This is a genomic window from Streptomyces violaceus, from assembly GCF_036014075.1.
Taxonomy (GTDB): domain Bacteria; phylum Actinomycetota; class Actinomycetes; order Streptomycetales; family Streptomycetaceae; genus Streptomyces; species Streptomyces violaceus.
This window is the reverse complement of the sequence record NZ_CP107911.1, coordinates 5,235,097-5,255,709: the sequence shown is the minus strand read 5'-3', so window position 1 is coordinate 5,255,709 and position 20,613 is coordinate 5,235,097. Positions and strand designations below refer to the sequence as shown.

The window sequence follows — 20,613 nt, the reverse complement described above, 5'->3', positions numbered from 1 at the left end:
ACGTCCATCAGCGACTTCAGCAGGGCCCGGACCTCGTCCGCGTCCCCGCGTCGTACGGCCGCGACGAGTTGCTCCACGCGTGTCCCCCCTTGTCAGACAACCGGGGGAGCCTGAGCGGCCCTCGGCGACCGGGGCACGCGATTAAAGCCCGGCGAGCGTCGCCCCGGGCGTCGGACCCGATGCCGTCCGCACGGTCCGGCAGGTGCCGGAGGACACCAGCGCCTGTGCCACCGCGGCCGCCGACTCCGGGTCGCGGACGAGGAACGCCGTGGTCGGGCCGGAGCCGGAGACCAGGGCGGCGAGGGCGCCCGCGGCGCGGCCGGTGGCCAGGGTGCCGGCGAGTTCCGGGAAGAGGGACAGGGCGGCGGGCTGGAGGTCGTTGGAGACGGCGGCGGCGAGCGCGTCCGGGTCGCCCTTGGCGAGGGCGGCGAGGAGTTCCTGGGAGGCGACGGGCTCGGGGATGTCCGTGCCCTCGCCGAGCCGGTCGAACTCGCGGAACACGGCCGGGGTGGACAGGCCCCGGTCGGCCATGGCGAACACCCAGTGGAAGGCGCCGCCGACCTCCAGGGGCGTCAGCTGCTCGCCCCGCCCGATGCCGAGGGCCGCCCCGCCGACCAGGCTGAACGGCACGTCGCTGCCCAGGTCGGCGCAGATGCCGAGCAGTTCGTCACGGGAGGCGCCGGTCTCCCACAGCGCGTCGCAGGCCACCAGGGCGGCGGCGCCATCCGCGCTGCCGCCCGCCATGCCGCCGGCGACGGGGATGTCCTTGGCGATGTGGACGTGGACGTCGGGGCTGCGGCCGTACCGCCCGGCGAGCGCCTCGGCCGCCCGCGCGGCCAGGTTCGTGCGGTCCAGGGGGACCAGGTCGGCGTCCGGGCCTTCGCAGGTGACGCGGAGCTCGTCGGCCGGGGTCACGGTGACCTCGTCGTAGAGGCTGACGGCCAGGAAGACGTTGGCCAGGTCGTGGAAACCGTCGGGGCGGGCGGCGCCCACCGCCAGCTGGACGTTGACCTTGGCGGGGACACGGACCGTGACGCTCACACGGGCTCCTTCTCCTGGTGCTGGTTCGCCTTGTGCTCGGCGATACGCGCGAACTCTTCCACGGTGAGTGACTCGCCCCGCGCCTGCGGGGAGACCCCGGCGGCGACGAGGGCCTCCTCGGCGGCGGCGGCGGACCCGGCCCAGCCGGCGAGCGCGGCGCGCAGGGTCTTGCGGCGCTGGGCGAACGCCGCGTCGACGACGGCGAACACCTGCTTCCTGGAGGCCGTCGTCTTGATCGGCTCGGTCCGGCGGACCAGGGAGACCAGACCGCTGTCGACGTTGGGCGCCGGCCAGAAGACCTTCCGCCCGATGGCGCCCGCCCGCTTGACCTCGGCGTACCAGTTGGCCTTGACGGAGGGGACGCCGTACACCCTCGAGCCCGGGTCGGCGGCGAGCCGGTCGGCGACCTCCGACTGGACCATGACGAGCGTGCGTTCGATGGTCGGGAAGGTCTCGAGCATGTGCAGCAGGACCGGGACGGCCACGTTGTAGGGGAGGTTGGCGACCAGCGCGGTCGGGGCGGGGCCCGGCAGCTCCGTGACCTGCATCGCGTCGGAGTGGACGAGCGCGAACCGCTCGGCGCGCTCCGGCATGCGGGCCGTGATGGTCGCGGGCAGCGCGCCGGCGAGCACGTCGTCGATCTCGACGGCCGTGACCCGGTCGGCGGCCTCCAGCAACGCCAGTGTCAGCGACCCGAGCCCCGGGCCGACCTCGACGACCACGTCGTCGGGGTGGACCTGTGCGGTGCGGACGATACGGCGGACGGTGTTCGCGTCGATCACGAAGTTCTGGCCGCGTTGCTTGGTGGGGCGTACGCCGAGGGCGGTCGCGAGTTCGCGGACGTCGGCGGGGCCGAGGAGGGCGTCGGGGGCGGGGCTGGTCACGGGGACAAGGGTACGGGGGGTTGTGCGGCGGGGTTTCCGGGTGCTCGGCGTTGGTGCCTGAGCCGGGGCGTTGCGCAACCCGGCGGCGCGGGGTGCCGCTGCGCCCACCCGTGCCGCCCTTAGCGGCACGATTGCCCGCAGCTAGGTCGTCACCCGTGCAAGCGGCCGCCGCAGTGGGGCCAAGGGCTCGCGCCCCGCCGGACGTACAGCTTCTTCGCGCGGTACGTCTGTTCCGCCGCCGGGGCGTCCTGGGGGCGGCCGCTGCCGCCGAGGGACTGCCAGGTGTGGGTGTCGAACTGGTAGAGGCCGCCGTAGGTGCCCGAGGAGTCGACCGCGTCGGGCCGGCCGCCGGACTCGCAGGCCGCGAGGCCCTGCCAGTTCAGGTGGTCGGCGCCCTGCACGGACGTCGGCCGGGGTTTCGTGCCGACCTTCACCTCCTGCGGGCGCGGCTCGCGCACCACCTCGGCCCTGATCCGGCGCGGCTTCTGCTTGACGCCGTTGACGGTGCGCAGGGAGTACGTGACCCGGCGCAGACCCGCCTCGCCCGCGCGCTCCACCACCTCCGTGCCCTGGAACAGGGTCGGATCCTCGCTCCGCCGCACCTGGAAGGGGATCGGCTCCTCGCGGACCTCCTTGCCGCCGGTGATCCGCAGCACCGTGACGGTCTGCCCGTCGCGCGGGAAGCTCCCCTGCGGGACGGACGTGGTGTCCTGGCCGCGCAGGGTGATTCCGGCCTCGTCCACGGCCTCCCGCACGGTCGCCGCGTTGGTGCGGACGGTGCGGGCTCTGCCGTCGGCCATGATCGTGATCGTGCGCTCGGTCCGCACGTCCAGCGCGAGCCCCTCGCGGCCGATCTGCCGGGAGCGCGAGGTGGACAGGTAGGCGCCCTCCTGACGCACTCCCAGCTCTCTGAGCGCCCCCGCCACCGTGTGCGCCGTCGTCCACACCTCGCGCCGGTGCCCGTCGAGGGTGAGCCGCACGGGACGGGCGTAGTGCACGGCGACCTCGTCGCCGCTGGCGATCTCCGTGCCGGGCCCGGGTGCCACCACGTCGTGGGCGCCGATCTCGACACCCTCCTCCGACAGCAGCTCGGTGACGTCGTCGGCGAAGGTGTGCAGCGTGCGTGCCTTGCCGTCGACGTTCAGCTCGATCGCCTTGTCCTTGGCGACGAAGGCCGTGGTGCCGCCCGCCAGGAAGGCGACGACCAGGGCCTGCGGGAGCAGCCGCAGCATGGAGCCGTCCGTGCGCTCGGCGTACCGCGCCTTGCGCCGGCGGGCGGCCTTGCGATGTGAGCCGGTGCGCGGCGCGGCGCGCGAACCGGCGCGGGCTTCGGCCCGCGATTCGGCCCGTGACTCCGCGCGCGTGGGGTGCGGGACGGACGCCGGTTCGGATGCGTCCTCCGGGGCACCCTGCCGGGGCAGCCCGGGCAGGGGCGGCGGCACCTCGTAGGCGGGCCGGTAGGTGTCCTCGTAGGCACCGTCGAAACCGCCACGCACCGGCTCCGCGTGGGCCGGGCCATACGCCTCGTACCGCTCGTACGTCTCGTACTGCGAGTTGCTCACGCCGACACGCTCCAGGGGCCGGAGGGGGTCCAGAGGGGTCCGGATCGGGCCCCCAGAACCTAGCGGAGCGGCCGTCACTCTCCAAAGCGACGCGACTACGCACAGTCGTGCGGTGAGGTGGGAGCGTGGTCAGTAGCCGAAGGCGCGTGCCGTGTTCGCCGCGAGTGCGGTGGCCAGTGTGTCCTCGTCGACGCCGCGCACCTCGGCCATGGCCCTCACCGTGATCGGCACGAGGTACGGGGCGCCCGGCCGCCCGCGGTACGGCGCCGGTGTGAGGAAGGGCGCGTCCGTCTCCACCAGCAGCAGCTCCGGCGGGGCCACCGCCACCGCGTCCCGCAGGTTCTGGGCGTTCTTGAAGGTGACGTTGCCGGCGAAGGACATGAAGTAGCCGGCGCTCGCGCAGATCTCCGCCATCTCGGCGTCGCCGGAGTAGCAGTGGAAGACGGTCCGCTCGGGGGCGCCCTCCTCCTTCAGGACGCGCAGGACGTCGGCGTGGGCCTCGCGGTCGTGGATGACCAGGGCCTTGCCGTGCCGCTTGGCGATCTCGATGTGGGCGCGGAAGGACCTCTCCTGGGCTTCCTTGCCCTCGGGCCCGGTGCGGAAGTAGTCGAGGCCCGTCTCACCGACGCCCTTGACCTGCTCCAGCGCGGCCAGCCGGTCGATCTCGGCGAGCGCCTCGTCCAGTGCGGCCTGTCCGCCCGGCTCGCGCGCGCCCTGCCTGGACCAGCCGTCGGGGTCGCCGTGCACGATGCGCGGGGCCTCGTTCGGATGCAGGGCGACCGTCGCGTGGACGGCGTCGTACGCGGCGGCCGTCTCGGCGGCCCACCGCGAACCCTTGAGGTCGCAGCCGACCTGCACGACCGTCGTCACTCCGGCCGAGGCCGCCTTCGCCAGCGCCTCCTCGACCGTGCCGGACTGCATGTCCAGGTGGGTGTGGGAGTCGGCGACCGGCACCCGGAGGGGTTCCGGGAGCGGGGGCGCGGCGTGCTTGCCGGAGTCGTTCGAAGGCATGCCCCGATCCTACGAAAGGGGTACGCCCTCCCCGGCGGGGGAGGACCGGGGAGGGCGTCTACAAGGGGAGCCGGACGGGTCAGCTCGCCTTGCGCTGGAAGGGGTGCAGCAGGTCGGACAGATGCCAGTGGTGGTGCTCGCGACTGTCCTGGCCGGCCGCACCCTGCTCCTCGGCCTCACCGTCCGCCTTCGGTGCCTCCACCGGCCCGGCGGGCGGCGGCACGCGGTGAGGCCGGTGCGCGGCGTTGCGCGCGGACTCGACCCGCCCGGGCCGCATGATCCGCACGACGTGGCCGTCGCAGTTCTGGCACGTGGGCTTGGACAGGGGGGAGGGCACGACCTTGCCGTCCGCCACGTAGAGGACGAACTCGTGCCCGGCGGCGTCCGTGTGGTGCTCTATCTCGTACGACTGCTCCCAGCCGTGCCCGCAGCGCATGCAGGCGAAGGAGTACGCCTCGTTGACGACGGCGGTCGCACCGGCGCGGAGCCCGGTCTGCCCTGCGGTCTCACTCATGCCAGCTCCTGATTGGTCCGCTGTGGCGTGAGGACGATTCCGTCCCCGCGACCCAGTGGACTCCTCAGCCGGACCGAAGGCAGCAGACCTGTCGTCTATTGGCGCCGATTTGGGCGTTCCTTGCCCCAGCGCCCTTCCTGCTTTGCCCGCCCATGGGGCGCACGCTCATCCGACATGCGCCCTGCTCAGAGGGTGCTTACGCCCCTCTCAGGGGCGCGGGGCTGTGCTCATATGCGGCTCCGCCGCGTGGGCGCGACAAACCACAGACAACCGGCCCCCCGCAAAGCTCCCCAGCCCCCGCCCCGAACCCGGCTCACCCCGCCGCGTTCTTCGCGGCGACCACCGCGTCAAAAACAACCCGCTTCGGCACCCCGGCCTCCACCGCAACCGCGGCGATCGCCTCCTTGCGCCGCTCCCCCGCTTCCTCCCGCACCCGAACCCGCCGCACCAGTTCCTCGGGCCCGACCTCCTCAGGCCCCTTCTCAGGCGCCCCCTCCACCACGACGGTGATCTCCCCCCGCACGCCCTCGGCCGCCCACGCGGCCAGCTCCCCCAGCGGCCCCCGCCGAACCTCCTCGTACGTCTTGGTCAGCTCCCGGCACACCGCGGCCCGCCGCTCCACGCCGAACACCTCGGCCATCGCCGCCAGCGTGTCGTCGAGCCGGTGCGGAGCCTCGAAGTACACGAGAGTCCGCCGCTCCCCGGCCACCTCCCGCAGCCGCCCCAGCCGCTCCCCCGCCTTGCGCGGCAGGAACCCCTCGAAGCAGAACCGGTCGACGGGCAGCCCTGACAGGGCGAGCGCGGTGAGCACGGCGGACGGCCCGGGCACGGCGGTGACCCGTATGTCCTGCTCGACGGCGGCCGCGACCAGCCGGTACCCGGGGTCCGACACCGACGGCATCCCCGCGTCCGTGACCAGCAGCACCCGCGCCCCGCCCGCCAGCTCCTCGACCAGCTCGGGCGTCCGCGCGGCCTCGTTGCCCTCGAAGTACGACACCACCCGCCCCTTGGGCATGACGCCCAGCGCCTGGGTCAGCCGTCGCAGCCGCCGCGTGTCCTCGGCGGCGACGACATCGGCTCCGGCCAATTCGTCGGCGAGCCGGGGCGGGGCGTCCGCGATGTCGCCGATGGGGGTACCTGCGAGTACGAGGATTCCAGTCACCTCACCATCCTCCCAGGGGCACAGGACGCGGACGCATACCGGCCATGCACGGGACTCACACAGAACGGTTCCCTACGATGGCGCGGTGACCAGTACCGCGTCCTCCACGGACACCCGGCAGGGCCAGGCGCCGCACGAGCAGCGGCCGTCCTGGCAGCAGCGGCTGCGCCGCTTCGGCTACCAGGGGCAGCCCAGAAGCGACGCCGGCGACGTCCGTGACCGCCTGGTGCCGCCGTACACCGAGCCCGGCCCGCGCCTGTGGGCGGCGCTCGGCGTCCCGCGCACCCTGGCGGGACGGCTGGTGCGCTGGTCGGCCTGGATCGGTCCGCTGCTCGTCACGCTGGTGGCGGGCGTGCTGCGGTTCTGGAACCTGGGCCATCCCAAGGCGGTGATATTCGACGAGACGTACTACGCCAAGGACGCGTGGGGCCTCGTCCACCGCGGGTTTGAGGTCAACTGGGACAAGAACGCCAACGATCTGATCCTGTCGGGCGGGCACGTCACGATCCCCGCGGACGCGGCGTACGTCGTGCATCCGCCGGTCGGCAAGTACGTCATCGGGATCGGCGAGCTGCTGTTCGGCTTCGACCCCTTCGGCTGGCGTTTCATGACGGCGCTGCTCGGCACGCTGTCCGTGCTGATGCTGTGCCGGATCGGCCGCCGGCTGTTCCGCTCCACCTTCCTGGGCTGTCTGGCCGGCGCGCTGATGGCGGTGGACGGCCTGCACTTCGTGATGAGCCGCACGGCGCTGCTCGACGGCGTGGTGATGTTCTTCGTGCTGGCCGCGTTCGGCTGTCTGCTCGTCGACCGCGACAAGGCCCGCGAGAGACTCGCCGCCGCGCTCCCGGCGGACGCCGACGGCCGGGTCCGGCCCGACCGGCACACGGCCGAGACGGCCCGGCTGGGATGGCGCCCCTGGCGCTGGGCGGCGGGACTGATGCTGGGCCTGGCCATCGGCACGAAGTGGAACGGCCTCTACATCCTGGTCGCGTTCTGCCTGATGGCGGTCCTGTGGGACGTCGCCTCGCGCCGGGTGGCCGGCGCGAGGCACCCGTACTCGGCGGTCCTCAGGCGCGACACGGGCCTCGCGTTCCTCGCCACGGTCCCGGTCGCCGTCGTCACCTACGTCCTGGCCTGGACCGGCTGGATCTTCTCCGCCACCGACGGCTCCGGCGGCTACTTCCGCAACTGGGCCGCGACGAGCGGCAAGGGCGGCAGCTGGACCTTCCTGCCCGACTGGCTGCGCAGCCTGTGGCACTACGAGCACCAGGTGTACGAGTTCCACGTCGGCCTGTCCTCGCCGCACACGTACGAGTCCAACCCGTGGAGCTGGCTCGTCCTCGGCCGCCCGGTGTCGTACTTCTACGAGTCCCCGGCGCCCGGCAAGGGCGGCTGCCCGGCCGACGCGGGCGAGAAGTGCGCCAGCGAGGTGCTCGCCCTCGGCACGCCGATGCTGTGGTGGGTCGCCTGCTTCGCGGTCCTCTACGTCCTGTGGCGCTGGTTGTTCCGCCGCGACTGGCGCGCGGGCGCCATCGCCTGCGGCATCGCGGCCGGCTACCTGCCCTGGTTCATGTACCAGGAGCGCACGATCTTCTTCTTCTACGCCGTCGTCTTCCTGCCCTTCCTGTGCCTTGCGGTGGCGATGCTCCTCGGCGCGATCATCGGCCCGCCCCGCTCCTCCGACACCCGCCGCGTCGCGGGCGCCACGGGCGCGGGCGTCCTGGTCCTGCTGATCGCCTGGAACTTCATCTACTTCTGGCCCCTGTACACGGGCACCGCCATCCCCATCGACGACTGGCGGGCCAGGATGTGGCTGGATACCTGGGTCTGACCTCCGTTTCGGTCAAGAATCGAAAACGCCTGCCCCTGTGGTAACCGCTTCCCCTAGAGTGCTCCCGGGATCGAGCTTTCTGAACACGTTCAAAGGAGCGTGTGGAGGCTCCACGGGGAGGGGACGGCCGCATGGCCAAGGGGGTCAAGGTCGCTGTCATAGGCGGCGTGTTCGCGGTGATGGTCGGCGGGGCCGGGTACGGCGCCTTCAACATCGTGAGCGCGCTGAACGGCGACGGGGGCACGAGCGGGGTGGCCGCGGAGAAGCAGTCGGGGCCGCCCGGCGAGGACGAGGTCGAGGAGACCACCGCCAAGTTCTTCGCGGCCTGGGAGAAGGGCGAGGCCGCGCAGGCCGCGTCGTACACGAACAACGACGCGGCGGCCGAGCAGCTGCTCACCGCCTTCGGGGACGACGCGCACATCACCGACGTGAAGATCACGCCCGGCACGGCGAGCGGCACCACCGTGCCGTACGCGGTGAAGGCGAAGGTGGCCTACGACGGGAAGTCCGAGCCGATCGGCTACCGGAGCAAGCTGAAGGTCGTGCGCGGGCTCACCACCGGGCGGGCGCTGGTCGACTGGCAGCCCGCTGTCGTCCACCCCGGGCTGAAGAAGGACGACACGCTCGTCACGGAGAAGTCGGCCAACCCGCCGATCGAGGCCGTCGGCCGTGACGGCACCGAGCTGACGAAGGAGAAGTACCCCTCCCTCGGCCCGGTCCTGGATGACCTGCGCGCCAAGTACGGCAAGGAGGCGGGCGGCACCCCCGGCATCGAGCTGGTGATCCGGCACGCCGGCGAGGGCGTCGCCGACACCCCGCTGCTGACCCTCGCCAAGGGCAAGCCGGGCAAGCTGACCACCACGATCAGCCCGGGCGCGCAGGCGGCGGCCGAGAAGGCGGTCAAGCGGTTCGCCCAGTCGTCCGTGGTGGCCGTCAAGCCCAGCACCGGCGAGGTCCTGGCGGTGGCCAACAACCGTACGGACGGCTTCAACGCGGCCTTCGAGGCGCAGGCCGCCCCCGGCTCCACCATGAAGATCGTCACCGCGGCGATGCTCATCGACAACGGCGTGACCTCGATGAACGGTCCGGCGCCCTGCCCGGACACCGCCGTGTGGCAGAGCCAGACGTTCAAGAACCTCACGAACATGCGGCCCGATGAGAAGGCCACGCTGGCCAACAGCTTCACGCGGTCCTGCAACACCGCCTTCATCAAGCTCATCGACGAGAAGCCGCTCACGGACGCCTCGCTGGCGCAGGAGGCCGAGCAGCGCTTCGGGCTCGGGCAGGACAACTGGAAGACCGGCATCGCCTCCTTCGACGGCAGCGTCCCCGCGGTCGGCGGACCGGACCGGGCGGCCGGCGCGATCGGGCAGGGCCAGGTCCAGATGAGCCCGCTGAACATGGCCTCGGTGACCTCGACCGCGATCACCGGCAGCTTCCGCCAGCCCTATCTGGTCTCGCCGGAGCTGGACGGCCGGCCGCTCGCGCGGGCCGAGGGCCTGCGGGCGAGCACCGCCGCCCAGCTCAAGCAGATGATGCGGCTCACCGCCACGCAGGGCACCGCCATGGAGGCCATGCGGGGACTGGGCGGCGACATCGGCGCCAAGACCGGTTCCGCCGAGGTCGACGGCAACGCCAAGTCCAACAGCTGGTTCACCGGATTCCGGGGCGACATCGCGGCGGCGGCCATGACCGAGGAGGGCGGTCACGGCGGCGACGCGGCCGGGCCGATTGTCGCAGCCGTGCTACGAACGGGTGGCTGATCTCACCCGCGCAGGACGGGACTCTAGGGTGGTGGGCGTCGTTGGGACAGCTGAGGGCGACGGGGACCCTGGGGATTCGCGGAGGAACGGACAAGCAGTGGGCAACAGAAGGCGCGTCGCCGAGCGACGGAAGACGAGACCCGCCGTGATCGGCGGGGTGATCGCCGTGGTCGTCGGTGGTGCCGGGTTCGGCGCCTACGCGCTGTACGGCGGCGGCGCGGCCGCCGACGACGGAAGCCGGGCGGCATCGGACGAGAAGCCGAAGGTGAAGACCGGGCCGCTGTCGGCGACCGAGGTCACCACCACCGCCCGTGCCTTCCTCACCGCCTGGCAGTCCGGGAAGGTTCCGCAGGCCGCCGCGGCCACCGACGAAGCGGCTGCGGCGACGTCCCTGCTCACCGGCTACACCAAGGACGCCCGCGTCAAGGACGTCACCCTCACCCCGGGCAAGCCCACCGGTGACAAGGTGCCGTTCTCCGTCAAGGGCACCGTGGCGTACAAGAACACCGAGAAACCGCTGGCGTACGAGAGCGCGCTGACCGTCGTGCGCCGCACCAGCGACGGAAAGCCGCTGGTGGACTGGCACTCGGCGGTCGTCCACCCGGATCTGAAGGACGGCGACAAGCTGGTCACCGGCGAGGCGGGCACGCCCCCGGTCAAGGCGCTCGACCGGGACGGGGGCGAGCTGACCAAGCAGAAATACGCCTCGCTCGGCCCGGTGCTGGACGGGCTGCGCGAGAAGTACGGCAAGGAGGCCGGCGGCAAGGCCGGCATCGAGCTGCGGGTCATGCGCGGGAAGTCCGCCAAGTCGGACGACCTCTCCGACAAGACCCTGCTGGAGCTGAGCAAGGGCACGCCCGGCACGGTGAAGACCACGCTGGACCCCGCCCTCCAGGCGGCGGCCGAGAAGCAGGTCGCGAAGAAGGCCAAGTCGTCGGTGGCCGTCATGCGGGCCTCGACCGGCGAGATCCTGGCCGCCGCCAACGCCTCGCCCGGCTTCAACACCGCCTTCCAGGGCTCCCTCGCCCCCGGCTCCACGATGAAGGTCATCACCTCCTCGCTGCTGCTGGAGAAGGGCCTGGCCTCGGAGGACAAGAAGCACCCGTGCCCGAAGTACTTCACGTACGGGCACTGGAAGTTCCAGAACGACAAGAAGTTCGAGATCAAGAACGGCACGTTCAAGGCGAGCTTCGCCCGCTCCTGCAACACGGCCTTCATCAGCCAGGCGCCCAAGCTCAAGGACGACGACCTGACCAAGCAGGCCCAGCAGGTCTTCGGCCTGGGGCTGAACAACTGGGCGATCGGAGTGCCGTCCTTCGACGGGGCGGTGCCGGTGCAGTCGGCGGCCCAGATGGGGGCCTCGCTGATCGGGCAGGGCGGGGTCCGGATGAACCCGCTGAACATGGCGTCGGTGTCGGCGACGGTCAAGTCCGGCACCTTCCACCAGCCGTATCTGGTCTCCCCGGACGTGGACGGCCGCAAGCTGGCCAAGGCCTCGCGCACGATGTCGGCGGGCACGCTGTCCCAGCTGCGTGACCTGATGTCGTACACGGCCGACTACGGCACGGCCGCGGAGGCGATGGCCGGGGTCGGCGGCGACGCCGGCGCGAAGACCGGGTCCGCCGAGGTCGACGGGCAGAAGAAGCCGAACGGCTGGTTCACCGCCTACCGGGGCGATCTGGCGGCCGCGGGCGTCGTCCAGCAGGGCGGCCACGGCGGCGAGACGGCCGGGCCGATCGTGGCGGCGCTGCTGAAGGCGGGGAGCTGACCCGGAAGGTCAGTGGGTGACCGGTTCCGCGGCGGCTATGTAGGTCCGCCGCAGGAACCGCAGCAGCGCCTGCCGTTCGAACTGCACCACCAGCACTCCCTGCGCGGAGTGGAACTCGACCACGGCCTGCACCCGGCCGCACGGCCACACCCGCACCTCACCGCTGCCCGCGGGGGCCCGCAGCCCCTCCTCCAGGAGCTCACGGCCGAAGGTCCACTCGCGCGCCCCGGCACCCGGCAGCTTGATGCCCACCGCACGGGGATCCCGGTCCGGGTCGTAGCGCAGAGTGACCGGAACCGCCTCCAGCTCATCGATCAACGGTACGGCCGCGTCCGTGACGATATGGGCTCGCGCGTACTGCTCGACTACGGACATCGGACGGCCCCTTCACCGTGCGCAACCTGAGTGGAAACTGTGCGTCCACTCCCTCTCCAATGTCGCATATTTTCAGGATTACGCCCTCGGAGCCGGACATACCACGGGTGAGATAAGACAAGCGTCACGCTCTTGCAAACTGTTCGCATCAAGCCACATCATCGAACCGTGCATGTACCTGACGGATTCATCGACGCCCCCACCTCCGCCGTCACCGGTGTGATCGCCGCGGGCGCCATCGCCGTGAGCCTGCGCGGCGCGCGGCGCGAACTCGACGAGCGCACCGCCCCGCTGGCCGGTCTCGTCGCTGCGTTCATCTTCGCGGTGCAGATGCTCAACTTCCCCGTCGCGGCCGGGACCAGCGGCCATCTGCTCGGGGGCGCGCTCGCCGCGATCCTCGTGGGCCCCTACACAGGGGTCCTGTGCGTCTCCGTCGTCCTGCTGATGCAGGGCCTGCTCTTCGCGGACGGCGGCCTGACCGCGCTCGGCGTGAACATCACCAACATGGCGATCGTCACGACGGTCGTCGCCTACGCCCTCTTCCGCGGCCTGGCGAAGGTGCTCCCCCCCACCCGCGGGTCGATCACCGCGGCCTCCTTCGTCGCCGCCCTCGTCTCCGTCCCCGCCGCCGCTCTCGCCTTCACGCTCATGTACGCGATCGGCGGCACCACCGACGTGTCGATCGGCAAGGTCGCCACCGCCATGGTCGGCGTGCACCTGCTGATCGGCATCGGTGAGGCCGCGATCACCGCGCTGACCGTCGGCGCGGTCCTCGCCGTACGCCCGGACCTGGTCCACGCGGCCCGCGGCCGCACCCCGAAGCTCAAGCTGCGGGTGAACGGCGAACTGGTCGACGCGCCCGGCGCCGAGCCCGAGTCCGCACCCGTGGCCGCCCGGACCTCGCACCGCGGGGTGTGGGCCGCGGGCCTGGTCGCCTCCCTCCTGCTGGCCGGATTCGTCAGCTTCTACGCCTCGGCCGATCCGGACGGTCTGGAGAAGGTCGCCACCGACCACGGCATCGACAAGAAGGCCGAGGAGCACTCCGCGGCCGACTCCCCGCTCGCCGACTACGGCGTCAAGGACGTCGATGACGCCCGCCTGTCCGGGGGTCTGGCGGGCGTCATCGGTGTGGGTGTCACGGTCGTCGCGGGCAGCGCGGTCTTCTGGGCCGTACGCCGGCGCCGTTCGGACGACACCTCCCCGTCGAACACGACGAACACGTCGGACACGACGAACACGTCGGATACGTCGGGCACGTCGAACGCGACGAGCAGCACGGGCGTCTGACATGGGAGCCGGGCACGCGCACAAGCTCTACCGGCACGGGCACTCGCCCGTGCACGGCCTGCCGCCGCACACCAAGCTCGCCGCCGTGTTCGCCTTCGTGCTGGTCGTGGTGTCGACGCCGCGCGAGGCGATGTGGGCGTTCGGGGGGTACGCCGTGCTGCTGGGCGTCGTCGCGGGCGTCGCGCGCGTGCCCGCCGGATTCCTGCTCCGGCGGCTGCTGATCGAGGTGCCGTTCGTCGCGTTCGCGGTACTCATGCCGTTCGTGGCGGAGGGCGAGCGGGTCGACGTCCTGGGGATGTCCCTGAGCGTCAACGGCCTGTGGGGCGCCTGGAACGTGCTCGCCAAGGGCACGCTCGGCGTCGCCGCCTCCGTCCTCCTGGCCGCCACCACCGACCTGCGCGAACTGCTCCTCGGCCTGCAGCGCCTCAAGCTCCCGCCGCTTCTCGTGCAGATCGCGTCCTTCATGATCCGCTACGGCGACGTCATCGCGGACGAGATGCGGCGCATGCGGATCGCCCGGGAGTCCCGCGGCTTCGAGGCGAAGGGCGTGCGGCACTGGGGCGTGCTCGCCAAGTCCGCCGGCGCGCTGTTCATCCGCTCCTACGAACGCGGCGAGCGCGTGCATCTGGCCATGGTCAGCCGGGGCTACGCCGGTGCCATGCCGGTCATCGACGAGGTGACCGCGTCCCGGACGCAGTGGTCGTACGCCCTGGCCCTCCCGGGCACGGCCCTTGTCGTCTGTCTGCTGGGATGGTCGCTGTGACTGATGTGAACCCTTCGCTCGACGTGGCCGGTCTGGCCTTCGCCTACCCCGACGGGCACCAGGCCCTCTTCGGTGTCGACTTCTCGATCGCGCGCGGCGAGCGGGTCGCGCTGCTCGGGCCGAACGGCGCCGGCAAGACGACCCTCGTGCTGCACCTCAACGGCATCCTGACCGGCGGCGCCGGCACGGTGCGGGTCGCCGGGCTGCCCGTGGACAAGCGGCACATGGCCGAGATCCGGCGCCGGGTCGGCATCGTCTTCCAGGACCCGGACGACCAGCTCTTCATGCCGACCGTCCGGGAGGACGTGGCGTTCGGGCCCGCGGCGGCCGGGCTGAAGGGGCCGGAGCTGGAGGAGCGCGTGGAGCGGGCCCTGGAGCGGGTCGGCATGGCGGAGTTCAAGGACCGCCCGCCGCACCACCTCTCCTTCGGACAGCGCCGCCGGGTGGCCGTCGCGACCGTCCTCGCCATGGAACCGGAGATCCTCGTCCTCGACGAGCCCTCCTCCAACCTCGACCCCGCCTCCCGCCGCGAACTGGCGGACATCCTGCGCTCGCTGGACGTGACGGTCCTGATGGTCACGCACGACCTGCCCTACGCCCTGGAGCTGTGCCCGCGTTCCCTGGTCCTCAGCGAGGGCGTGATCGCGGCGGACGGCCCGACCGGCGAACTGCTCTCCGACGAGGAGCTGATGCGCGCCCACCGGCTGGAGCTGCCGTTCGGCTTCGATCCGCGTTCCGTGCCGGCCGCTCCGGCCCGTCCGTGACAATGGGCGCGTGACGAACGAGGAGAGCACGAGTGGGGATGCCTCACTGCTGCTGGACGAGCAGCTGTGCTTCGCGCTGTACGCCGCCCAGCGCGCGGTGACGGCCGCGTACCGCCCGCTCCTCGACGAACTCGGCCTCACCTATCCGCAGTACCTCGTGCTGCTCGTCCTCTGGGAGCGCGGCGAGACCACGGTCAAGGAGCTGGCGGCGGCCCTGCGCCTCGACTACGGCACGGTCTCGCCGCTGCTGAAGCGGCTGGAGGCGGCGGGGCTGCTGCGGCGCGAACGGTCGGCGCGGGACGAGCGGTCGGTGCTCGTGGCCGTGACCGGGCGCGGGGAGGAACTCCGGGAGCGCGCGACCTGCGTGCCCGGCGCGCTGCTCGCGGCGACGGGCCTTGACGGCACGGAGATCGCGCGGCTGCGCGAGGAGCTGTGGCACCTGGCCGGGAAGGCGGAGTCGGCGGCGGACCGGGCTCGCTGATGGCGGGTTACCCCGGGTTGTAACCCCCTGCTGGCGCAGGCCGGTTACTGGCCAGTACCTTGTGCACGATGTGTTTGTGCGCACTTGTTTCCGGGGGAGGACAGCATGACTGACGGCCCCGCCGTCGACACCCGCCCGACGAAGATCATGTACGTCGCGGAGGCCACCGCCCACGGCGGCCGTGAGGGCTATGTCACCAGCCAGGACGGTCAGATCGACCTCAAGGTCGCGATGCCCCCGCAGCTCGGCGGCGACGGCAACGGCACCAACCCGGAACAGCTCTTCGCGGCCGGCTACAGCTCCTGCTTCCACAACGCCCTGATCCTGGTCGGCAACCGCGAGGGCTACGACCTGGCCGGCTCCACGGTCGCCGCGAAGGTCGGCATCGGCCCCAACACCCAGCACGGCTACGGCCTCGCGGTCGCCCTGAGCGTCTCCCTCCCGGTCGTCGACCCCGACCTCGCGACCAGGCTGGTGGACGCGGCCCACGAGATCTGCCCGTACTCGAACGCGACCCGCGGGAACATCGACGTGACGATCCTGCTTGGCTAGGGGGGAGTACCGCAGCACCGCAGCAGGACGAGGAGTACGGACGTGGACGTGAACGGCACAGTCGCCGAGGGCTTCGAGCCGGTCAGGGAAGCGTTCGTGCGGAACTTCGAGACGCTCGGGGAGCGAGGCGCGTCGGTCGCCGTCTACCGGGAGGGGCAGCAGGTCGTCGACCTGTGGGCCGGCACGAAGGACATCGACGGCACGAACCCCTGGGAGCACGGCACCGCCCAGGTCGTGCGCTCGGCGACGAAGGGCATAGCCGCCGCCGTACTCCTGCTGCTGCACCAGCGCGGACAGCTGGACCTGGACGCGCCGGTGGGCCACTACTGGCCGGAGTTCAAGGCGCGGGGCAAGGAGCGGGTGCTGGTCCGGCACGTCCTGAACCACCGGGCCGGCCTGCCGGTCCTCGACCACCCCCTCACCCCCGAGCAGGCCCTCGACCCGCTGCGGGGCCCCGTGGCGGTCGCCGCCCAGGCCCCCGCGTGGGAGCCCGGCACCGACCACGGCTACCACGCCCTCACCTACGGCTGGATGCTCGACGAACTGGTGCGGCGCGTGACCGGGCAGGGTGCGGGCGAGTGGCTCGCGGCACAGGTCACCGGCCCGCTGGGCCTGGACCTCTGGCTCGGCCTGCCCGATTCGGAGGCCCACCGGGCGGGACGCGCGGGCCGCGTCGAGGGCCCCGAGCCCACCGGAGGCCTGCGCGCCCGCCCGAAGCGCTCGGTCACCGAGGCCTACGAGGACCCGGCCTCCCTCACCCGCCGGGCCTTCGCGGCGATCACCCCGTTCCCGGAACAGAACGACCCCGCCTACCGCGCGGCGGCCCTGCCCGCGACCAACGCCATCGCGACGGCGGACGGACTGGCCCGCTTCTACGCGACGCTGATCGGCGACACGGCCGGTGCCTCACGCCTCTTCACACCGGAGACGGTCGAACTGGCCCGGGCCGAGCAGTCGGCGGGCCCCGACCGCGTCCTGGTGGTCGGCACCCGCTTCGGCCTCGGCTACATGCTGCACGGCAGCGCCTCGCCGTTCCTGGCCCCGGGTTCCTTCGGCCACCCGGGCCGCGGCGGCGCCCTGGGCTTCGCGGACCCGGAGTCCGAGATCGCCTTCGGCTACGTCACCAACGGCTTCCGCAAGACGGTGACGGCGGATCCGCGGGCGCAGGGGCTGGTGCGGGCGGTACGGCAGTCCCTCGGCCGCTGAGACTGCCGATCACCTGGCCGTACGACTCTAGACGTGGATCGGGTGGGAGGTCCGCCCGGACGCCTGGTCGATCTCCTCATGGGCTTTGGTCAGCAACTGCATGGCGAGTTCGTTGAGTGCCCGGGCCCCGGCGATCTCCTCTCCGACCCTGGGCTGATTGGTGTCGGACCGGTGCCGGCTGGCCGCCCCGTGCGCCCGTACCTCGGTACCGTCGGGCAGCCGGACCAGCGCGACCGCGCGCGTGTGCTGGTCGTCCTCCATGAACTCCATCTCGACGTGCCATCCCGCTCGGGTGTGCATCATGACGATCACCTCCGGAAGACTTAGGGCCTGTCGTTTGGATCACGCCGCAGACGCGGGCCCTGGCACGCACATCTGCCGCGTTGTCGTCGGTTGCCGATTCCCCCACGCTCGGCTTCGCTCGCGCGGGAGGTGCCCCCATCGCATCGCCGCCCTCCTCCGCCTTGCAGCTGCACGCACCAGACCCCGCTCACCGGCGATCACGAGGTACCGCCGATTTCCTGCGACCTGATCCAAACGACAGGCCCTATTCCAGGGTGCTCCTCACATGCGGCAAGTGCACCCGCCTCGCCTACCCGGCGTGCAGCATCAACCCGATCCCGACGACGAGCAGCCCGGCCGCCGCGATCCTCGGAACCCCGAACCGCTCCTTGAAGAACACGGCCCCGATCGCCGCGCCCACGATGATCGACGACTCGCGCAGGGCGGCGATGGGCGCGAGCTCGGCCTTGGTCTGGGCCCACAGGACGAGGGCGTAGGCGGCGACGGAGAGAGCGGCCCCGATGAGCCCGATCACGGCGAACGGCCGCAGCAGGGCCACGGTCCGCCCGCGCCAGCGACTCACGGCATACGCGGGGATGACGGCCCCTTGCACGGCCATCAGCCAGGCGATGTACCCGAGCGAGGACCCCGACGCACGCACGCCCAGCCCGTCCACGACGGTGTACACGGCGATCGTCAGCCCGGTCGCCAGGGCCGCCCCGATCGCCGCCCAGTCGGGCCGGCGCCCGCGCAGCCCCCACAGGGCGACGCCGGTCAGCCCCGCACACGACAGGGCGATACCGGCGGCGGCCCACCCGTCGGGCACCTCGTGGGCGAAGAGCGCGGCGAGCAGGGTCACGACGAGGGGCGCGGTGCCGCGCGCGATGGGATAGGCCTGCCCGAAGTCGCCCAGCCGGAAGGACTTCATCAGCAGCGCGTAGTAGGCGATGTGAACGGCGGCGGAGAAGAGCAGATAGGGCCACGCCCCGGCCGCCGGGAACGCCACGAACGGCGCGAGCGCCAGCCCGATGACCAACCCGCCGCCCGAGATCAGCGCGAACCCGGCGAGCTTGTCCGTGATCTTGTGCGCGATGGCGTTCCAGCTGGCGTGGGTCACGGCGGCGAGCAGCACGGCGGCCGTGACCAGCGGCGTCACGAGTCGCTCTCGCGCACGTCCACCAGGGTGGCGCCGGCGTGGGCGACGAGGTCGCGGGGCGTCATGGGGAACACGGTGTACGGCGTCCCGGCCGCCGCCCACACGGTCTCGTGGCCGAGCAGGGACCGGTCGGCGAGCACGCGCGTCCTCGTCCGGTGCCCGAAGGGCGGCACGCCACCGATGGCATAGCCGGTCGTCTCCCGCACGACATCGACCTTGGCCCGGGTGACCTTGTCCGCCCCGAGCTCCTTCTGCACCAGCTCGAGGTCGACCCGGGAGGCCCCGTCCATGAGCACCAGCACGGGCACCCCGTCCGCCGCGAAGATCAGCGACTTGCAGATCTGGCTCAGCTCGCACCCGAGAGCGGCGGCGGCTTCGGCGGCGGTACGGGTGGCTTCGGGAAAGCGCCGGATGAGCGGAACGACCTCGTCGAGCCCGAGCTCCCGCAGGGCCTGGGCGAAGAGGGGATGCGCTCCGGAGTTCTCGGCGTCAGTGGCGGCTGTCGACGTCATGAGGGCACGCTAGCGGTCCGTGTAACGGACACGCGAGGGGGATTCAGGGGACGTCGTCCCTCGTTGCCCAGGGCTGCTCCACCTTCGTACGGAGGATGTCGCGGGCCTGTTCCGCCGCGCGGGCCGTGCTCTCGCTGACGAAGTCGAGGAAGCGGGCGATGTTCTCGAGGCGGGCGGCTACCGGGGTGCCGGGACCGAGGACGCCGACGCCCTGGCGTGCGATCTCGACGAGCTGGGCGGTGGACCGGGCGCTGGCCATCATCGACTGGTACCAGATGTCGTCGTCGACGATGTAGCGCTCGCGGCGGCGTTCGTGGCGTTCCCGGCGGACGAGGCCCTGGCTGTCGAGGAACGCGACCGCTTTGGAGATGGACGCCGGGCTGACCTGGAGGCGCTGGACGAGTTCGGACGCGGTGAGGCTGCCGGTGTCGGTAAGGATGAGGCAGGCCATCACCCGGGCCGGCATCGTGGTCATGCCCGAAGCCATGAGGACGGTGGTGAACACCTCCTCGTACTCCCGCACGGCCTCGCCGTCGCGGCCGTGGGCCTGGGGGGGCGCCTCCGCCGCCCGGGGCGCGGCCTGCCGACGCCGGTGGGCGCGGCGTTCGGTGGCGCGATGGGCCAGGTCGGCGCGGTAGGCGGTGGGGCCGCCGTTGCGCATGACCTCGCGTGTGATGGTCGAGGTCGGGCGGTCCACGCGTCGGGCGATCTCCGCGTAGGCGAGGCCGTCGGCCAGCCCCAGCGCGATCTGCTGACGTTCCTGCTGGGTGAGCCTGCCTCCCGGCATCGCGATCTCCTTCGTTCTCCTCAGGTGGTCTTCAGCATAGCGTTCACCTTCATTTCATTGCAACGGAAGCCCGAGGTGTCGTTGCATTAAACCAGACACCATTGCAACGAATTTGCCGCTTCTACCTGCACACACACCCATCAAGCGCAACGAATGCGTTGCCAGTTTAATGAACGCAACGTAGCGTTTCCCTCATAAGAAACAACGAGCTCAAGGAGAGCACGATGCAGAAGTTCACCACCCCCGCCCCGATCTCCGCCGCCCTCGACATCCCCGCCGGACGCATCCAGTTCATCGCCGCCGACCGGGCCGACACCACTGTCGAGGTCCGGCCCGCGGACAGCTCGAGCGGCCGCGATGTGAAGGCGGCGGAGCGGATCAACGTCGAGTACGGCGACGGCGTCCTGCGGATCGAGGCCGCACCGGCGAAGAACCGGATCCTCGGCAACTCCGGGTCCGTCGAGGTGACCGTCCAGCTGCCCGCCGGCTCCCGCGTCGAGGCGAAGGCGGCCAGCTCCGTGTTCCGGGGCGTCGGACGGCTCGGCGATGTCGCCTTCGAGGGCGCGCACGGCTCGGTCAAGCTCGACGAGACCGAAGGCGCCCGCCTCACCCTCCTCGCCGGCGACGTCTCGGTCGGCCGACTGGGCGGCGCCGCGGAGATCAGCACCCAGAAGGGCGACATCCGCGTCAACGAGGCCATGGGCGGCACGGTCGAGCTGCGCACCGAGCACGGCGAGATCTCGGTCGGCGCCGGCCGCGGCGTCTCCGCCTCCCTGGACGCCGGCACCGGCTTCGGCCGGATCCACAACGCGCTGATGAACGCCGACGGCGCCGCCGCCGCCTTGACCATCCGCGCGACCACCGCCTACGGCGACATCAGCGCCCACAGCCTGTAAGAGGGGCATCCCGCGG

General features: G+C 71.9%; 21 protein-coding genes. 10 read left to right on the top strand and 11 right to left on the bottom strand.

Annotated elements, in window-relative coordinates; all coding sequences use genetic code 11:
- Positions 1-141: 141 nt before the first annotated feature.
- From OG542_RS23835 to rsmI, 6 genes are all read right to left on the bottom strand, one after another.
- Positions 142-1,041 carry a 4-(cytidine 5'-diphospho)-2-C-methyl-D-erythritol kinase gene (locus OG542_RS23835; RefSeq protein ID WP_328413600.1) on the bottom strand — a complete coding sequence of 300 codons (900 nt, stop codon included), beginning with the start codon at positions 1,039-1,041 and terminating at the stop codon, positions 142-144.
- Positions 1,038-1,925: a 16S rRNA (adenine(1518)-N(6)/adenine(1519)-N(6))-dimethyltransferase RsmA gene (rsmA, locus tag OG542_RS23830; RefSeq protein WP_261677887.1), complete on the bottom strand. Its 888-nt coding sequence runs from the start codon at positions 1,923-1,925 to the stop codon at positions 1,038-1,040. Before rsmA ends, OG542_RS23835 begins: the two co-directional genes overlap by 4 nt.
- Positions 1,926-2,074: 149 nt before the next feature.
- Positions 2,075-3,487 (bottom strand): ubiquitin-like domain-containing protein, encoded by a 1,413-nt coding sequence (locus tag OG542_RS23825; protein ID WP_328413599.1) that lies wholly within the window; start codon positions 3,485-3,487, stop codon positions 2,075-2,077.
- A gap of 129 nt (positions 3,488-3,616) precedes the next feature.
- Positions 3,617-4,498: a TatD family hydrolase gene (locus tag OG542_RS23820; RefSeq protein ID WP_311126129.1), complete on the bottom strand. Its 882-nt coding sequence runs from the start codon at positions 4,496-4,498 to the stop codon at positions 3,617-3,619.
- Positions 4,499-4,577: 79 nt separating this feature from the next.
- A complete protein-coding gene (locus OG542_RS23815) occupies positions 4,578-5,012 on the bottom strand; it encodes a hypothetical protein (protein ID WP_311126130.1) in 435 nt (144 codons plus the stop codon).
- Between the two features lie 313 nt (positions 5,013-5,325).
- Positions 5,326-6,174 (bottom strand): 16S rRNA (cytidine(1402)-2'-O)-methyltransferase, encoded by an 849-nt coding sequence (gene rsmI / locus OG542_RS23810; protein ID WP_328413598.1) that lies wholly within the window; start codon positions 6,172-6,174, stop codon positions 5,326-5,328.
- An 85-nt stretch (positions 6,175-6,259) separates the two neighbouring features.
- Here rsmI and OG542_RS23805 point away from each other — a divergent pair, with 85 nt between their 5' ends.
- The 3 genes from OG542_RS23805 (at position 6,260) to OG542_RS23795 (ending at position 11,536) form a co-directional block, all read left to right on the top strand.
- Entirely contained in the window at positions 6,260-8,005 is a 1,746-nt protein-coding gene (locus OG542_RS23805) for a dolichyl-phosphate-mannose--protein mannosyltransferase (RefSeq protein WP_328413597.1), read from the top strand.
- A 131-nt stretch (positions 8,006-8,136) separates the two neighbouring features.
- On the top strand, positions 8,137-9,768 hold the full coding sequence (locus OG542_RS23800) for a penicillin-binding transpeptidase domain-containing protein (protein WP_328413596.1): 1,632 nt from the start codon (positions 8,137-8,139) through the stop codon (positions 9,766-9,768).
- Between the two features lie 97 nt (positions 9,769-9,865).
- The gene (locus OG542_RS23795) at positions 9,866-11,536 is read left to right on the top strand and encodes a penicillin-binding transpeptidase domain-containing protein (RefSeq protein WP_328413595.1); all 1,671 of its coding nucleotides are present in this window, start codon (positions 9,866-9,868) and stop codon (positions 11,534-11,536) included.
- Between the two features lie 9 nt (positions 11,537-11,545).
- On the opposite strand, the gene OG542_RS23790 is transcribed toward OG542_RS23795, so the two are convergent.
- Positions 11,546-11,911 (bottom strand): SsgA family sporulation/cell division regulator, encoded by a 366-nt coding sequence (locus OG542_RS23790; protein ID WP_311126135.1) that lies wholly within the window; start codon positions 11,909-11,911, stop codon positions 11,546-11,548.
- 168 nt (positions 11,912-12,079) lie between these two features.
- On the opposite strand from OG542_RS23790, the gene OG542_RS23785 reads away from it, so the two are divergent.
- From OG542_RS23785 to OG542_RS23760, 6 genes are all read left to right on the top strand, one after another.
- Positions 12,080-13,198 (top strand): energy-coupling factor ABC transporter permease, encoded by a 1,119-nt coding sequence (locus tag OG542_RS23785; RefSeq protein ID WP_328413594.1) that lies wholly within the window; start codon positions 12,080-12,082, stop codon positions 13,196-13,198.
- Between the two features lies 1 nt (position 13,199).
- Entirely contained in the window at positions 13,200-13,961 is a 762-nt protein-coding gene (cbiQ, locus tag OG542_RS23780) for a cobalt ECF transporter T component CbiQ (RefSeq protein ID WP_311126137.1), read from the top strand.
- Positions 13,949-14,725, top strand: coding sequence for an energy-coupling factor ABC transporter ATP-binding protein (locus OG542_RS23775; RefSeq protein ID WP_184598105.1), 777 nt, complete (start codon positions 13,949-13,951; stop codon positions 14,723-14,725). The genes cbiQ and OG542_RS23775 overlap by 13 nt, the downstream gene beginning before the upstream one ends.
- Before the next feature lie 10 nt (positions 14,726-14,735).
- A complete protein-coding gene (locus tag OG542_RS23770) occupies positions 14,736-15,206 on the top strand; it encodes a MarR family winged helix-turn-helix transcriptional regulator (RefSeq protein ID WP_328413593.1) in 471 nt (156 codons plus the stop codon).
- A 105-nt stretch (positions 15,207-15,311) separates the two neighbouring features.
- A complete protein-coding gene (locus tag OG542_RS23765; RefSeq protein ID WP_328413592.1) occupies positions 15,312-15,758 on the top strand; it encodes an organic hydroperoxide resistance protein in 447 nt (148 codons plus the stop codon).
- A 42-nt stretch (positions 15,759-15,800) separates the two neighbouring features.
- Positions 15,801-16,964, top strand: coding sequence for a serine hydrolase domain-containing protein (locus tag OG542_RS23760; protein WP_328413591.1), 1,164 nt, complete (start codon positions 15,801-15,803; stop codon positions 16,962-16,964).
- A 27-nt stretch (positions 16,965-16,991) separates the two neighbouring features.
- Here OG542_RS23760 and OG542_RS23755 read toward each other — a convergent pair whose 3' ends face one another.
- The 4 genes from OG542_RS23755 to OG542_RS23740 form a co-directional block, all read right to left on the bottom strand.
- On the bottom strand, positions 16,992-17,267 hold the full coding sequence (locus tag OG542_RS23755) for a DUF1876 domain-containing protein (RefSeq protein WP_328413590.1): 276 nt from the start codon (positions 17,265-17,267) through the stop codon (positions 16,992-16,994).
- Positions 17,268-17,556: 289 nt separating this feature from the next.
- On the bottom strand, positions 17,557-18,402 hold the full coding sequence (locus tag OG542_RS23750) for a DMT family transporter (protein ID WP_311126141.1): 846 nt from the start codon (positions 18,400-18,402) through the stop codon (positions 17,557-17,559).
- Complete coding sequence (locus OG542_RS23745) at positions 18,399-18,914, bottom strand: YbaK/EbsC family protein (protein WP_328413589.1); 516 nt, start codon at positions 18,912-18,914, stop codon at positions 18,399-18,401. The genes OG542_RS23750 and OG542_RS23745 overlap by 4 nt, the downstream gene beginning before the upstream one ends.
- A 43-nt stretch (positions 18,915-18,957) precedes the next feature.
- The gene (locus tag OG542_RS23740) at positions 18,958-19,701 is read right to left on the bottom strand and encodes a helix-turn-helix domain-containing protein (RefSeq protein ID WP_328413588.1); all 744 of its coding nucleotides are present in this window, start codon (positions 19,699-19,701) and stop codon (positions 18,958-18,960) included.
- A gap of 224 nt (positions 19,702-19,925) precedes the next feature.
- On the opposite strand from OG542_RS23740, the gene OG542_RS23735 reads away from it, so the two are divergent.
- On the top strand, positions 19,926-20,597 hold the full coding sequence (locus OG542_RS23735; protein ID WP_328413587.1) for a DUF4097 family beta strand repeat-containing protein: 672 nt from the start codon (positions 19,926-19,928) through the stop codon (positions 20,595-20,597).
- Positions 20,598-20,613: the final 16 nt, after the last annotated feature.